Raw genomic sequence first — 14,334 nt, 5'->3', positions numbered from 1 at the left:
GTTGGCCTACAGCTTGAAGCGCATCACCGTACCGTTCAGGGCTACCGCCAGGCGGGACAAATCGTTCCCCGCCGCTGCCGTCTGCTCGGCACCGGCGGCCGTCTGAGCCGACAGGTCCCGAATGCTCACTAGGCTGCGATCCACTTCCCTGGCCACTTGAGCCTGCTCTTCTGTCGCCGAGGCAATGTTGAGGTTACGGGCGTTGATCTGGGCAATGGCGGAAGTGATGTCCTCCAGCGCAGCGCCCGCAGCCTGAGCCACTTCAACGCTTACGCGGGCGCGTTCACTGCTTTCGGCCATGGAGCTGACGGCCTTGTCAGTACCGGCCTGAATCGCCACCACCATGTCTTCGATCTGCGCCGTGGATTGCTGGGTTCGATGGGCCAGCGCACGCACTTCATCGGCCACGACAGCAAAGCCTCGGCCAGCTTCTCCGGCGCGTGCGGCTTCGATGGCCGCGTTCAGGGCCAGCAGGTTGGTCTGGTCGGCTACCCCGCGGATCACTTCCAGCACGCCACCAATGCTGCGTACCTGGTCGGCCAGCGAGTCCAGTTCGCCCGCCGCCCGGTCCACAGACCCTTGCAGGTCGTTGATGGAGTTAACGGTCTGCTCCACTTGGGCATGGCCCTGTTCAGCCGCTGTGCTGGACGTACGCGCGGCTTCAGACGCGAGCACGGCGTTATTGGCCACTTCATCCACGGCTGCCGACATCTGGTTCATGGCGGTCGCCGACTGGGCAATTTCATCGTTCTGACGCTGTATGCCACGCAGGGCATCGTCCGTGACTGCAGCCATTTCCTCGGAGGTGGAGGCCAGCTGGTTGGACGAATCGCTCAGCTCAGTCAAGGTACGGCGCAGGTTGGCCTGCATCTGGCCCAGCGCTGCCAGCAGTCGACCAGGTTCGTCGGTACCGTCAGGTGCCACGGCCTGGCTGAAGTCGTTATTAGCGATACGCTCGGCAACGCCCAAGGCTCGGCCAATAGGTGCCACCAGGCTACGCGTGAACAGCACAGCCAAAGCAATGGTTGCCGCCAGTGCAAGAAGCACCACAATGATCGTCACATCCTTGGCTTGCTCATAGGCGGCTGTGGCATTGCCATCTTCGCGTTTGACCTTGCCATCGATCAGCTCATTGAGCGTTTGAATAAGCTCCTGCACCTTATCAGCGGCCTGTGTCATTTCCCCTGTGCTGTTAGTGAGCGCAAGGATGGTGCTTTCGTCCCCGGCACGCACTGCGGCCAGGTAGCGATTGTGGACGTCCAGGTAGGCTTGCACCGCCTGGCGCAGGCTGGCATAGGTGGCTTTGCCTTTCTCGCTGACTAACAGGGGGTTGAGCAGGTCCAGGCTATTGTTCAAGTCGTTACGCGCCTTCTGCACACGGTCTTCGGCAGTGGCGGCGCTGGCGCTGTCCTTGGCCATGCGCAGGCTGCCATTGTACAGGCGGATAGCGATCAGGTCGTTCCGGGCCTGGTCAATGGCCTGAACGCTGGGCAGCACATTGGTCTGAAGTACCTTTTGCGAGGCTCTGATGGCAGAGACCTGCCCAAGGGAGAACAGGCCAAAGCCAAGGATCAGCACGGCGAAAAAACCAAAGCACAATAGCGACCGCTGGGCGATACGAACTTTACGTAGGAACATGGAAACCCCCGACAATGGATAATTCATTATCGGCTGAACCGCTCAATCTTTAGTGCGGCCCCGTGCCATTACTCGTGAAGGCGGCGTTATGGCGAGGGCTTTTCTACTTGCGAAGCCAAGTAAGCGACCAGGTCACTGAGTTTCTGATCGCTGCCGATCCACCAGAAATTCATGCGGGTGCCAGGCACCACCGCCTTGGCATCGTCGATGTAGGCTTTGAGTTTCTCCTCGTCCCACACAATGCCTGAAGCCCGCATGGCGTCCGAATATTGGTAGCCTGGCGCCGCACCCGCCTGCCGGCCTACCACGCCCGTAAGTTGAGGGCCAAAGGCCGGCTGCGCGCCGGGGCCGATGGCATGGCAGCCGCTGCAGCGGGATTTGAAAATGGCTTCGCCACTCTCCGCATCGCCTTGGGCAAAGGCCATCGGAGCGATGCCCAGGAAAAGGGCAACGGCCAGGTAACGAGAAGAATAAAAGGGCATTGCAGGGTCCACAGCGTGATACGTTCGACAGCACAAGGGTGGGCGATACAGTGCCATAAATAGAGCCGATACGCTCGCAAGGCAAGCCACTCGGCCTCGCGGCGTCTTGTCGCAGCCTGGCCGCAGGGGTCTATTCTTTCCCTTACCCTGGCGCCGCCAGGGTTGTCACGCACAATAAGGCACATTTTTTATGATGGGTGTTCGTTTTATCAAAGGCTCTACCACCTTGGCCCTGCTGTATGCCGTAGCAGGGTGTAGCCATGACACGGTGTCCAACGTGACGGCACCGGGCGCGCAGAAGGCGCCCGACACGCGTGCACTGGATGCGGGGGCAGCACTGCTGCAAAGTCGCCCGCCGATCGATGCGCTGAACGCCTACCTGGACGGTTTCCACTTCTACAATGGCCACCCCGGTGCTCAGATGGAAGCGCATCACTATTGCGCCATTCTCAATGAAGAGGTGATTCAGTGCGTGATCTACGACGGTAACCAGAAAGACGCCAAGCTGATGGGCGTGGAATACATCATCAGCGCTCAGCTGTATGCAAACCTGCCAGCCGCTGAAAAGCCTCTTTGGCATAGCCATGTGCACGAAGTGAAATCTGGCCAGTTGGTTGCCCCAGGCCTGCCCGCACCGGCCGAACATGCCTTGATGGATAAGCTGGTGAATACTTACGGGAAGACCTGGCATACCTGGCACACCGACCTGGACAAGACGCTGCCACTGGGCGTGCCTCAGCTGATGATGGGGTTTACGGCCGACGGGCAAGTGGACCCTGCATTGGTGGCCCAGCGGGATCACCGCCTGGGTATAGACAGCAACCGCTTAAAGGCTGACCGTGCCGACATCCCTGCGCCACCGGTAAACCCGGCAGCCGATGCCTGGCAGCATGGGAAGGTCATCCAACTGACCGACCCTACGGGCCAGCAACAGGGCGCCATGCATCATGGCCCGGTGGGGGTACCGGTACCACCGACGCAAAATGCTCATACCATTAAGCCCTGATACAAGATCTTAGCTGCCTTCGCTTTCGTGCGGGCCGACCTACGCGGCCCGACCTACGCGGCCCGACCTGTTCGTAGTGCGATAAAGGCTGTATTGCTCCGCTTGGGCACTGGCGGTGACGCCTGTGTAGCAGAGCGGGCCTCGCCTATCGAGTTGCCATATTGATCATTTGCCCTGCCAACGCAAGCGTCAAAAAGCCCATCAGCATGGCGGGAACATCTTTTTTCAAGAATGTTTCTTGTGATTTATCCAGAGTGCTCCGCAAGACCTGTGATTGTTCCTTAACCAAGTTGATTTTTTCTAGCATCGCTTCCAGGCTATCTGCAGGGTTATCTAAATTCCACTGGGGTAAATCCTGAAGATTAGTATTTCGGCTGTTTTTGATTTGATCGATAATTCCTGTATCGCGATGCATATCCCCAAATAGCTTCATATGTATTGCAAGCGCAATCACCTCGCGGGCCAGGCCAAGCAAGGTATTAGTTTCGCGCCCCGGCTGAATGTTGCAACATAAGCCTGCCCGCAGAGTAGATATTATTGGCTACGGCCAGGAGAAGCATGTACTTGTAGCCATTGACGGCCGCTCCGGCAACGTCTCTGATTCCAAGCTCAGCCCTCGGTTTGTGTATACCGCTCAATGCGGCAACCTGCTCGTTCAGATGATCGAGTTGGCTTTGAAGCTCTGTTATCGTCAGCATCCTGAGGGCTGCGGTGCCTCCCGTAGTACAAGGCAGCAGGGGCGTAGAAAACCCCTGAGCTTTTGCAAGCTCTTCTACCGCACGAGGTACAACGTAATGCTCTTTTTCAGCCAACTGCTGTAGCGTTTTTATATGATCAGGCAGTTGGTTTATGAATCGCCCGGGATCAGCTGAATTCTGCACGTCCAGCATGGAATTGATCACCTCCTGACTGCCCTGCTGAACGGGGCTTAGTGGTGGGCTGTCAGCCGATGTACGGCTAGTAAATTCTGCCCCTTGCATGGGCCGTGTTGAGAGAGAGAGTTGCGGTAAAGGCATTTGCGCACCTGTGTTACGTACAGTATTTGAAAGGATAATTTGGCAAAAACACGCCGAACCCGGTGTGTGGTTGAAAAGATCTCCTGGTTCCAGAATAAAAATTAGATGCGCAGACACGTGATGACCATAGGCATCATGAATTAACCAAAGGCCACCTTGCCTCAACCCGGCCTGCGGCAGGATGGCAGACAGCGCTCTAGAAGCGTGCCAGACGGTAAGGCACTGTGTCGGGCAGTTGAGCAGAAGGAGCGTTGGCTGTAGCCAGCTGGGCGATCAGATCAGCCGTGATCGCCGCCTGGGTAAGCCCCAGGTGTTGGTGCCCGAACGCTAGCAATACCCGGCCATTTTCCACCTGGTCTATAACGGGTAGGGAGTCTGGCAGTGAGGGGCGACAGCCCATCCAGGGTGTGGCCCCTTCAGTGCTGAGTGCCTTTTTGAACAGCCCTTGGCTCAAGCGGTGCAACTGCCAGGCACGGGCCATACGGGCGGGTTGCTTGAGGCCGGCGAATTCGACCGTGCCCGCCAGGCGCAGGCCCTTGTGCATAGGCGTCATGATGAAGCGCCTTTCAAACGAGGTGACGGCGAAGGGTAGCCGTTCCTGTTCGCCGGGCAGCATGAGGTGGTAACCCCGTTCTGTATCCAGTGGCACGCGGATGCCCGTCAAGGCCTTCACCAGGGGGGCCGAATGGGCCCCACAGGCGATCAATACCCGGTGTGCATGCACGCTACCGGCGCCGGCCCTGAGGGTAATACCTGTGGCGGTCAACGCGCCGCCCAGCACCTCGCATTGCCGGAATTGAACGCCCACCGCGCGCGCTGCAGCCGCCAGGCCGCACACCACTGCATACGGGTCAAGCATGTGAGCCGTTGCCGGGAAGAACAACCCACCTTGGAGGTGTTCACTTAGCTGGGGTGCCGACAACCGAATCGCTTCGCGGCCCCAAGGCTCCACAGGCACGCCTTGCTCCTGAAACCGGGATGATAGCCCCTGCACAAGGCCGTGGGATTCGGGCCGCTCATAGACCAGCAGCGAGCCATCCTCCTTCAGCAGCGGCAACTGCCCAATCGGCCCCAACACACGCTGCCAGGCAGCCAGGCTGTGTTCGTTCAGGGCGCGCAGGCCGGCCACTGTGCGGGCGAAGGGTGCCGATCGCAGGTTCAGGAGCAGACGCAGGAACCAGGGCAGGGCACGTGGGAGATGGCGCACATCCAGCCGTAATGGCCCGAGTGGGTCCATGAGCATGGCAGGGAGGCGCTTGACGATAGACATGTCTGCAATAGGGAACACTTGCTCGGTGGCCAGGTGGCCTGCGTTCCCGAAGGAAGCGCCAAGCCCCGGGGCCTGCTTGTCCAGTACGGTAACGCGCAGGCCTTGGCGGGCCAGTTGCAGCGCACAGGCCACACCAATGATCCCAGCGCCCACTACGGCCACGTCGATGCCTGGTGCACCCTCGCAGCCCTTTGCGCCCATCGCAGCACCTGTCGTCATGGCAGCTCCTCTAGCGTGCCAGCTCAGCAGACCAGGCGGCGTACCAGTGTTTGAACAACTGGTACTGGTGCTCCGCGTACCCCCGTTGAGCTTCAGTCAAGCCATCGGTTTCATTGAAGTGCAACGCGTAGCGGGTATCGCCGTTCAAAACCATCAGGTATTTGTAGTAGAGCACCAGGTCTGTGCCCTCATCGAAGGAAGACAGCACCTGCAATGCAGCCTCCAGTTCCAGCGCCAGGCGGCGCGCACGCGCATCGCCCTGGGCGGCCTGCCTGCTCAGCGCAACCAGCTGAAGCACCTCGCGCGGCAAGGCGTTGCCGATACCTGTGATCGCCCCGGAGGCCTGGCAATTGACAAAGCCGTGCACCACTTGGGTATCCACCCCCACCATGAGGCAGACACCGCTGCCGCCGGAGGTAATGTGCTCTGCGGCATAACGCAGGTCCGTGGCGCCGCCAAACTCCTTGAAACCGACCAGATTGGGGTGCAGGCGACGCAACTCGAAAAACAGTTCGGCCCGGGTAGCAAAGCCGTAATAGGGGCTGTTGTAGATAACGGCAGGGAGGGCAGGCGCGGCGCCTAGCACGGCGCTGAAGTGGGCACGCTGAGCCGCCAACGATGTGCCACGAGACAGCACCCGCGGAATGACCATCAACCCCTGGGCGCCCACCTGCGCGGCATGGGCCGCATGGGCGACCGCTTCACGGCTGTTGACCGCACCGGTGCCTACCACCGTGGGCACGCCAGCGTCTACCAGCCGCGCCACGCCTTCCTGCCGTTGGGCCTCTGTCAGCAACGGCCAATCGCCCATCGAGCCGCAATACACCACCGCCCGCATGCCGACATCGACCAGCTCGCGGCCTTTTTCAACCAGGGCGGAAAAATCCGGCTGGCGCGCCAAGGTGCAGGGCGTCATCAAGGCCGGGATGCAGCCGCTGAAAATCGTGGTATCCATCAACATGCTCCAGGTGTGTAAAGCCGGGTTCAAAGGCCCCAGGCAAATGGGTCGGCGTCATCTATCAGCAGGGTGCTATCGGCCGTCATATAGGCTCGGCCTGTGATAAACGGGAGGATACGGTCGCCATCCTCTTGGTAATACGCCTCGAACTGGCTACCAGTGATGCTGGCCTGCACCCAGCGTTCACCAGGGGCCAGCTTGCCATCGGCCGCCAGGCAGGCCAGCTTGGCGCTGGTCCCGGTGCCACAGGGCGAACGGTCGTAGGCCCTGCCAGGGCACATCACGAAATTGCGGCTGTCCGCCACAGGGTCGCTGGCAAACAATTCCACATGGTCGATTTTTGCACCACCTTCTCCTTCAAGGCCTTGATCATCCAGCGCCTGGAGCATGGCCCACGTGAGCGCTGTCAGCGCTTCAACGTTCTTCAGCGTCAGTACCTGCCCATGTTCGGCTACCAGGAAAAACCAGTTGCCGCCCCAAGCGATGTCCCCCTTGAACCGCCCATAGCCGGGCACATCCACAGACACGTTTGCACGGTAGCGGTAAGCAGGAACATTACGGACCGTGACGCCCCCATGTTCGTGGAGGGTGGCCGTTACCGGGCCTACGGGTGTGTCGAGGGTGTGCAGGCCAGGGGCGATCCGCCCTAGGTAGTGGAGGGAGGCAATTACCCCGATGGTGCCGTGCCCACACATGTTCAGGTAGCCGGCATTATTGAAAAAAATCACCCCACCCAGGGCACCTGCCGTAGTCGGTTCACACAGCAATGCGCCCACCAGTACGTCGTTGCCTCGTGGCTCCAGCAAACAGGCACGGCGCCAGTGATCGTGGTGGTCACGCAGGTGGTCCCGGCGCAGGGCCAGCGTCTCACCCAGGGGAGTAGGGAAGCCGTCCAGTACCAACCGGGTCGGCTCACCGCCTGTGTGGGAATCGATCACATGTACCTGTTTCATAGGGATCACTCGCCCGTTGATTCAGGCACAAGCGTGGCAACGTTGTGGCCATTCAGCTTGATGCCTTTACCGTAGGTGGATGACGAAATCAGCACATTCGGCACTCGACAGGCTTGCGCTATAGCCTCAGGCTGAACAGTCCATGCCATAACTGAGAAGCTCCCATGACGACAGAGGCCATAAGTGCCTGGAAACAAGCCAGCCATGGCCAGGCCGTCCGAAGCCTGGAGGCGTTGCTGGCAAGCCTGGCGCCCCTAGGGCCTTTGCTGGATGTGATTCCCAATGCTGCGATCTTTATCAAGGACCAGCAGGCCCGCTACCAGTTGGTTAACCGCGCCTTGGTGGAGCGATGCAACGCAAGGGGTGCTCATGAGCTATTGGGAAAAACCAGTGCGCAGGTATTCCCGGCCCAGCTAGGGCCCAGCTATACAGCCCAAGACAAAAAGGTGCTGACGCACGGAAGTGTGCTCGAACGCCAACTGGAACTTCACTTGTATGGCAGCCGGGAACCGGGCTGGTGCCTGACGCATAAATGGCCGCTCAAAGATAATGGCGGCACCATCATAGGCCTGGCGGGCATTTCGTTGGACCTGCACTCGGCACGCCAGACACATCCAGCTTATGAACGGCTAGCATTGGTAGATCGCTATATTCACGAACACTTTGACCGCCCGGTCACCTCACGGGAACTTACTCGAATCGCCGGCTGTTCCGTGGCTCAACTGGAACGGTACTGTAAAGCCGTGTTTCAGCTAACACCTAGGCAACTGATCCAAAAAGCCCGGCTCGAACACGCGCGCTTGTTGCTCAAGGCCGAGCTGCCTATTGTTGAGGTGGCGCTGCAATGCGGGTATACCGACCACAGCGCTTTTACTCGACAATTCAAAGCGTTAACGGGCGTTACACCCCGCCATTACCAGCGCAAGGTACGGTGAAGCCAGCCTTGTCCGTTGGCCATTCGTCGGCACATAGGGGGAATGGCACCCCTAAAAAGGGAATTTCAGCAAAAGCCCGAAGGTCAAGAACTATGACCGTTGAACATTTCCTGGAGCCAAAAAATGACCATCGAAGCCGATACGCTGGAACAACTTACCCGTAGGTTGCAGCAACATGGAATGAAACTTGTTTCAGACATTCACTTCACTCGTGCGCCTTATCGCCACAATCATCGCTGGGTATGTATCGTCGAGTAAGCTCGCAACTAAGATTTCCACTAAGTTGCGTTAAACCTTAACTTTCAAATCCTTTACTGAATGAGCCCTTTGTTCATCCAGAGAGTTGTAGTACGTGTTTTGAGTGGTACTTAAGCTATTGTGGCGTAAGTCTGCCTGCAAATCCTTCATGTCCCTGTGTTTGGCATCGAACGTGGCTGAAGTATGCCGTAACCAGTGCAAGGAAGCCGACCGGAGCTGGTCGATCTCATCATCGTTCCATCCTTCACGTTTCATACGTAGCAAGGATTGGTCAAATACCTCCTGTAGCAGTAGCCTCACATGCCTGTCGGAGAGCCCCGCACGCCCCTTGAGCGTGCTGATCAGCGGCAGTTTTTCATGGGGTGAGGGCAGGGCGGAGAGCTGCCGATACTGGCGGTAGCGGACCAGATAGGTCTGCACGTAGTCATCCCGTACGCTGATCTTGGCCGACTTGTTGCCTTTGCCCACAACATGCAGCCACCAGTGCCCGCGGCTATCCCGACGAAAATCCCCCATGGTTGGGGTCCAGTTGTCCCGCCCAACCAAGTCGGACACGCGCAAGTACATAGCGTAGAGGGTCGCTACGATAAACAGGGTGCGTTCGTGATCCGTATTTTCCTGGGCCATGATCTCAGCGGTTTCAATCACCACATTCCATTGCAGTTGCGTCAGCGACCGGGACGCGACATCCACGGTATTACGCTGTTTGTAGATCGACTTCTGCTTCACCGCGTGGAACGGGTTGACCTCTGTAAGCCCCTCGTCGATAGCATGCTGAAAAAAGCTGCCGCACACCGCAAACACCTGCGCGACTGAACCTTGGCTCATTCTATAAACAGGAGAGGGCAAGGCCGTCATGGTTTCGCTGGCGATCTTACGTTCACGCTTGGCTACCGTTACGCTAAACGGGCGCCAGGCAGGGTTGGGCTCGAACGTGTCTGAGTCCAGCTTCTTGCGCCCACCGATGCGATTGAACCGGGCCTTCACCACAGGCCCCACCCAGTCCGCGGAGGGGGAGAGGCAAAATTCCATGAACGCTTCGGCATCTTTACGGCGAAGGTCCAGCAGAGGCTTCTTGGCTATCAGCAACGCCCACAGCAAAAGGCGCTCAACGTGAGTACGATAGGACGTGAACGTCGCTTCATTGCCAGCGTAGGACTTCAGAAAACTACGCGCCGCCTGGTAACTTTCAAGGGGCCGGGCACTGACAGGGCAGTTGTCTAGAAAGTTGACCACCTGGGGACGTTCTGCAGACATACCCATGAAGTGAAGGTCCAGAAACCGGTCGTAGGTTTCAAACAGCGGCTGGGGGCGGGTGGCCATGATCGAGCGCTCAAACGTATAGACAGACGCAAGCGTGCCCGAATTTGTGCAGAGGTGCAATATCCGGGTCTGGCAGTTATCGGATATTGCATGGGTGGTAGGGGGGTGCCTATCCAGAACCTGGCGTTTAGCGCCGGTAGGCCATAACCCCTCTATAAAGTGCGTTTTATAGCAGGGCAGTGCTTGGGCATCGTGCTGCGGTAGGGCTAGGCTGGCGCTCAAGCAACTGGTCCACGGCGTGCCGTAGTGCTAACGCAGGGCTCAGCCGTTGGTATTGATCAGCCAGGCGCGCTGCAGCGGCTTTGAAGCCTGGCCGATGCAGAACCTGCTGCGCCGTGGTGGCAAGCTGGGAAACACTCGGGCGGTCCGTTTTCAAGTTGATACCTGCGCCTGCCCAAGCCACACGGGCGGCGACTTCAGCCTTGTCTTCGGAGAGGCCAGCCACCACTAGGGGCACCCCATAGCGTAGCGCCTGTTGCACGCCGCCATAGCCACCGTTTGTGACCATCAGGTCGGCATAAGGCAATACCTGCTCATAGGGGAGATAGTCAGTGCAGTAGGTGTTGGGGCCAGCACTGGCCAGGACGTGATCGCCACGCTTGCCTGCACTGGCGATGACCAAGGCATCCAACCCAGCCAAGGCCTCCAGGGCCGGGTACACCAGTGCCGAGAGGTCGCGCGCTACGGTACCTTGGGTCACGAAGATAACCGGCCGCCCGGCCTGTTTCGCCCGTTTTACCTCAGGCCACCAAGATGGCGCGCAGAAGGCCTGATCGGGGCTTGGCGCCGTTCCAATCATGCGTATGGAGGCCGGTAGCTGGGCTTGGTCGTACTCCAGGCCTGGCACGGTCATTTGCAGGAAAAGGTCCGGCAACAGCGTGGTGGCATCCAGGAAAGCATGGGCTGTTGGCGCTGCACCTAGGGTGTTAAGGGCCCTGTCCATGGCTTTTTTAGAGCCTTGCAGGGCCTGGTCCAGCGATGCACGCAAACCCGCATAGTGCTGCCGCTCTGCCGGCGTCTGGGCCGGCGGCAGGCCTGGGCCGAAGGGTGCCAGATGGCCTGCGCTCAGCATCAGCGGTGTGATGCCCAAGGCAATAACACCGAGGGGCCGCGTACCGGGCATGCCCAGCTGGAACGGCCACCCACCCGTGAACATGTGGTTGGTGATCAGCACCGCCGGCTCCGGGCGTTCGTTTAGCACCGCCTGGATTGTTCTCGCCTGATCCACCATGGGGTCTACAAACAGCACGCGAAAATCATAATCCAGCAAGGCCGGCCCAGCGGGAATACTACGGCGTTCGGGGAATGTCTGGTTCACATCCGTGGCGTCGTAGTTTGCGTTACCCTGCAAGGCAACGTGGCGTATGCCTTGCGCTTCCACCAGTGACTTGGCCCTGGAGCCGGTGATGAACGTAATGTCGTAGCCTTGCCGCTTAAGGGGTGAGACTAACGACAGCAAAGGCAGCACATGGCCTGTCTGGGGTGTGGTCGCAACTATAATCCGTGGCATGGGTATCCTTAGGTAAATGCGTGACCGGCTACGGTGCATCAGCTGATCCATGAATGTACGCCGGCTGTGCAGCCCACCGTAGACGCAAACCTTTACAAGTCAATGTTTGCAGTGGCGCGTGTGGAGAGCGTCGCATGTCTGGACGGTGGATGCGTGCCAGCGATCAGAAGGCTGCAAAAACCTTGCCTAGGGTCGGCCTGAGTCGGGGTGGCTTGGTTAAGGGCATGAGGTTAATGGGCTTCTACCTGGGCTGAATTCCGACAGTCGAGGCTGTAATATCTTGTTACTCGTAATGCACATTATGTTAAATTAATAATTATTGGTAATGGTCTCTTGCTAACAGCCCCCACCGATCTGTGGCCTTTTCTTCAGAAAATTAGAACTGCAGCCCCATTAACACTCACCACTGATTCTCTCGATGAGATCTTCAAATCGCTGCAGGTTGGTCCTGTCGCGCGCTTGGCACTGGCGGCTGCTATTTACGCACTGAAATATGCCGGCCACAGCCGTACCGAGATTGCTAAGATGTTAGGAATTTCAGAGCTGACTTTGAGATGCCACTAGAATCATCTTCAGCCTTGAACCTGAATGTTCTCGCCCTGTCTGAAGTCTGGGGCGGCGCGTCTGAAACCTTCCAAACACCCGGACTAGGGCCATCTGCACCCCGCAACCGCGCAAGCATCGTTCCCAAAAACCAAAAGGTGTCATGTAACATCCTAGGCTCGCGTATAGTAGATTCAAATGATCTGACTCCCCCGTCCATTCTGCAATCCGAGGTGAAGCTATTTCCTTCATCTGTTGCTGCCAAGGCCTCTTTCCTGCATGACGATTTCACAGTTCTCCATTCCCAATGGAGCCATCAAGAAGAATTTAAAACGCATTGTCGACCACTGGATAGTCGTCAGTGTAATACTCAGTGGCGCCGCTACACTCTTCGGCTTTGCTATCTTGTCCACTTACCTGAGCGCAATCGGTCTTCCTGGACTTTTCCCCTCTGCGCTGGCCACTAAGGCCGCTCTCATACCCTGGATGCTGCTGGTCGGACTTCTGGTCGTCGCCTACATGTTCGTGCTTACTCTGAACTCCTCCATCTTCGCATCCGGAGCCACGCTGTTTAACAAGCAACCCTATGCCCAGATAAAAATGGTCCGGATGCTTGTGCTGCCGCTATTGGTTGGAATCATGGTACAGATGATCACCATCGTTTTAGAGATTCACCCGTTGATTGCCGTTTTGGCATCGGCCTTGGCGGAGACCATGGTGTTCATCATCCTGATGCGTAGGGAAGACTTCAGTACGGCAATCCATGTCGCGGGGTATTTGGCCCAACCTGAACGGGCCAAGACTTGGCAGGCCCGCTACGGTGCTTTACTTACGCTGTTCATCGTGGTGTTTTCAACGGTACTGTCAGCAGTGTTCCCCGTACAGCTGGTGTTATCGACCTACCCTACTCCCGGCGATTTTGGCAGCACAATCAAGCTCACCGTGCTGGCCATTTTGGTTTCCTGCTTGGCACAGGCTCCAGCCGTAGTCTTCTTTGCATTTGGGAACAACTTGTTAGCGAAAGTGAGAAATACCTCGGCGGTACTCATGATCCTCACAATCGTTACGCTGAGCATTGCACCTCGGACGTTCCCGGCCATGGTCTACCGAACTGCGTATTTGATGGGTGTTAGAGAGACAACAACCACGTCCTTTCTCATCACCGATACGTACTCAGTAGAGCGTTTCGATTCCGATTGGGGTGAAGTGACTGTCGACAAGGATCGGCCAGTGGTTCGAGGCTTCCCCCTACTCAGCCTGGGCGACTTTCTTATCCTGTGCCCAGCCAAGCTGGTCAACACGGAGCTGTCCCAATGGCCTTTGCGCTCCGCCGCATGCTTGGTGACCGACACCAAGACCGCAAGGCGCGTCCCCGAGAAGATGGCAAAGAAAAGGTGGGACATCATTCGGATGTACAACGCGTGATCCTAGCGTAGGGGGTTTGTCGCCATGCTAGGACGAAGCCCCTTGGTACTAGCCTTTGGATAACACCGAAAAATCCAGTTGGGCTTTGGCCAGCTGGCTTATTTTTCCACTAATTTCATTGCGGGCTTTGGCTTGCGATGTACCCTCGCTGGCGAGGCGCGCTATGTGCGTGATCTTCTGGTTTATACCCTCAGCCATCACGCTCTGTTCTTGCGCTGACGCAGTCATCTAAGTACTAGCAGCCATCTAAGTACTAATCCCGATGTGATTGATCTGGCGAGCGATCGACTGCAGAGCCGTGCGCACCGCATCTATGTCATCGCACGCCCACAAGGTGGCGGCGGCGCCTTTTCCATTGCACTGATGGCGGTGCGACCGGCCTCCCGAAGCGACATGATCATAATCATGGATCTGCCCCTTGGTATTTCTGGTTCATGAGGCCAGTGCTCTAATCATATCGGCGACGACTGCAAACCTTCGGCCAGAATCTAACGCACGCGTCGCTTTAATCGCCGCATTGAGCGCAAACGAATTTGTCTGCTCTGCAATCCCATGGATGGCGTCGGTGATGCCACTTATGAATTCGACCGTATTAGCCGTCGTATTGACTTCGCCGCCGACTTCTTTCAAGCAGGCAGCCAACCCCTAGGCGATCTATTTTCCGCAATGCTCTGCCAGTTCTACCCTGACCGTTAATATGTACTCAACGACCCTATCCGACAATGGCTTCAAGGGACAAACGCTGATACGGTAAGAGGGGCAAGCCAGGGTGCATGTTACATTCGGTCGGCACGTCTG

The 14,334-nt window shown here is 57.8% G+C and carries 14 protein-coding genes; 4 read left to right on the top strand and 10 right to left on the bottom strand.

What is annotated here, in order from left to right:
- Window positions 1–6 precede the first annotated feature (6 nt).
- Entirely contained in the window at window positions 7–1,638 is a 1,632-nt protein-coding gene (locus tag HBH25_RS02950; protein WP_168081301.1) for a methyl-accepting chemotaxis protein, read from the bottom strand.
- 86 nt (window positions 1,639–1,724) lie between these two features.
- Entirely contained in the window at window positions 1,725–2,120 is a 396-nt protein-coding gene (locus HBH25_RS02945; RefSeq protein WP_168081299.1) for a c-type cytochrome, read from the bottom strand.
- 190 nt (window positions 2,121–2,310) lie between these two features.
- Between HBH25_RS02945 and HBH25_RS02940 the strand changes: the two genes are divergently transcribed.
- Window positions 2,311–3,126, top strand: a complete 816-nt coding sequence (locus tag HBH25_RS02940; protein WP_420708415.1) for an OBAP family protein — start codon at window positions 2,311–2,313, stop codon at window positions 3,124–3,126.
- A gap of 145 nt (window positions 3,127–3,271) precedes the next feature.
- On the opposite strand, the gene HBH25_RS02935 is transcribed toward HBH25_RS02940, so the two are convergent.
- The 5 genes from HBH25_RS02935 to HBH25_RS02915 all read right to left on the bottom strand — a co-directional run bounded on the left by HBH25_RS02935 (window position 3,272) and on the right by HBH25_RS02915 (window position 7,542).
- A complete protein-coding gene (locus HBH25_RS02935) occupies window positions 3,272–3,601 on the bottom strand; it encodes a hypothetical protein (protein ID WP_168081297.1) in 330 nt (109 codons plus the stop codon).
- A 4-nt stretch (window positions 3,602–3,605) separates the two neighbouring features.
- Window positions 3,606–4,016 carry a hypothetical protein gene (locus tag HBH25_RS02930; RefSeq protein ID WP_168081296.1) on the bottom strand — a complete coding sequence of 137 codons (411 nt, stop codon included), beginning with the start codon at window positions 4,014–4,016 and terminating at the stop codon, window positions 3,606–3,608.
- A 322-nt stretch (window positions 4,017–4,338) separates the two neighbouring features.
- On the bottom strand, window positions 4,339–5,631 hold the full coding sequence (locus HBH25_RS02925; protein WP_229631781.1) for an FAD-dependent oxidoreductase: 1,293 nt from the start codon (window positions 5,629–5,631) through the stop codon (window positions 4,339–4,341).
- Window positions 5,632–5,641: 10 nt separating this feature from the next.
- Window positions 5,642–6,586 (bottom strand): dihydrodipicolinate synthase family protein, encoded by a 945-nt coding sequence (locus HBH25_RS02920; protein WP_168081294.1) that lies wholly within the window; start codon window positions 6,584–6,586, stop codon window positions 5,642–5,644.
- Between the two features lie 29 nt (window positions 6,587–6,615).
- Window positions 6,616–7,542, bottom strand: coding sequence for a 4-hydroxyproline epimerase (locus HBH25_RS02915; RefSeq protein ID WP_168081292.1), 927 nt, complete (start codon window positions 7,540–7,542; stop codon window positions 6,616–6,618).
- Between the two features lie 164 nt (window positions 7,543–7,706).
- Between HBH25_RS02915 and HBH25_RS02910 the strand changes: the two genes are divergently transcribed.
- Window positions 7,707–8,477, top strand: a complete 771-nt coding sequence (locus HBH25_RS02910; RefSeq protein WP_168081290.1) for an AraC family transcriptional regulator — start codon at window positions 7,707–7,709, stop codon at window positions 8,475–8,477.
- Window positions 8,478–8,600: 123 nt separating this feature from the next.
- Window positions 8,601–8,735 (top strand): hypothetical protein, encoded by a 135-nt coding sequence (locus HBH25_RS23485; protein ID WP_267874353.1) that lies wholly within the window; start codon window positions 8,601–8,603, stop codon window positions 8,733–8,735.
- Window positions 8,736–8,765: 30 nt separating this feature from the next.
- Here HBH25_RS23485 and HBH25_RS02905 read toward each other — a convergent pair whose 3' ends face one another.
- Window positions 8,766–10,058 (bottom strand): tyrosine-type recombinase/integrase, encoded by a 1,293-nt coding sequence (locus tag HBH25_RS02905; RefSeq protein WP_178088801.1) that lies wholly within the window; start codon window positions 10,056–10,058, stop codon window positions 8,766–8,768.
- Window positions 10,059–10,224: 166 nt separating this feature from the next.
- The gene (locus HBH25_RS02900; RefSeq protein ID WP_168081288.1) at window positions 10,225–11,568 is read right to left on the bottom strand and encodes a nucleotide disphospho-sugar-binding domain-containing protein; all 1,344 of its coding nucleotides are present in this window, start codon (window positions 11,566–11,568) and stop codon (window positions 10,225–10,227) included.
- Window positions 11,569–12,390: 822 nt separating this feature from the next.
- Here HBH25_RS02900 and HBH25_RS02895 point away from each other — a divergent pair.
- Window positions 12,391–13,536 carry a hypothetical protein gene (locus tag HBH25_RS02895; protein ID WP_168081287.1) on the top strand — a complete coding sequence of 382 codons (1,146 nt, stop codon included), beginning with the start codon at window positions 12,391–12,393 and terminating at the stop codon, window positions 13,534–13,536.
- Between the two features lie 432 nt (window positions 13,537–13,968).
- On the opposite strand, the gene HBH25_RS02890 is transcribed toward HBH25_RS02895, so the two are convergent.
- Window positions 13,969–14,166, bottom strand: a complete 198-nt coding sequence (locus HBH25_RS02890; RefSeq protein WP_281361108.1) for a methyl-accepting chemotaxis protein — start codon at window positions 14,164–14,166, stop codon at window positions 13,969–13,971.
- Window positions 14,167–14,334: the final 168 nt, after the last annotated feature.

The sequence above is a fragment of the Pseudomonas quercus genome, assembly GCF_012033695.1.
In the GTDB taxonomy this organism is placed as follows: Bacteria; Pseudomonadota; Gammaproteobacteria; order Pseudomonadales; family Pseudomonadaceae; genus Aquipseudomonas; species Aquipseudomonas quercus.
This window is presented reverse-complemented; position numbering and strand designations above follow the sequence as displayed.